We start from the raw sequence: 460 nt of genomic DNA on the forward strand, positions 1-460 counted from the left end.
GCCCCTGCCCTGGCCCGGCCGGGCCCCCACAGCCCGCCGGACCGTACCCGCGCCGGCTTTTGCGCGGGAGTGATGAGGCCGTGGTGGCCGTCGTAGCGGTGGTAGAGGACGTTGCCGCGTCCGGTGGCCGCGTCGGTGAAGAAGACGAACGGCCATCCGGTGAGGTCGAGGCGCGACACCGCCTCGGCCACGTGGAGCTCCGGCGCCCGGGTCGTGCTCACGCTCAGCCCTTCGGCGCGCTCGGGAGCAGGGCCGGCGGAAGCCAGCCGGTGGCCGCCGGTGTGCTCGTCGCGGTAGACGACGCTGTCGTAGGCGGTCGCGGCGTCGGTGAACAGGTGGAAGTCGTAGTCCATCGCCTCCATCTCGAACACCGCGGCCCAGGGAGTCTGGCGGGCGAGGCTGTAGGACTTGTGCCGCACGATCCGCCGTTCCTCCGGAGACCGGCCGTGGCGGTGCGGGC

The 460-nt window shown here is 73.3% G+C and carries 1 protein-coding gene; it reads right to left on the bottom strand.

Annotation, left to right across the window (positions count from 1 at the left end; genetic code table 11):
* A partial coding sequence (locus tag IH61_RS0140035; RefSeq protein ID WP_234327545.1) for a sigma 54 modulation/S30EA ribosomal C-terminal domain-containing protein occupies nt 1–419 on the bottom strand: 419 nt, incomplete at its 3' end.
* Between the last annotated feature and the right edge of the window lie 41 nt (nt 420–460).

It is taken from the genome of Streptomyces sp. NRRL WC-3742, assembly GCF_000720635.1.
GTDB lineage: Bacteria > Actinomycetota > Actinomycetes > Streptomycetales > Streptomycetaceae > Kitasatospora.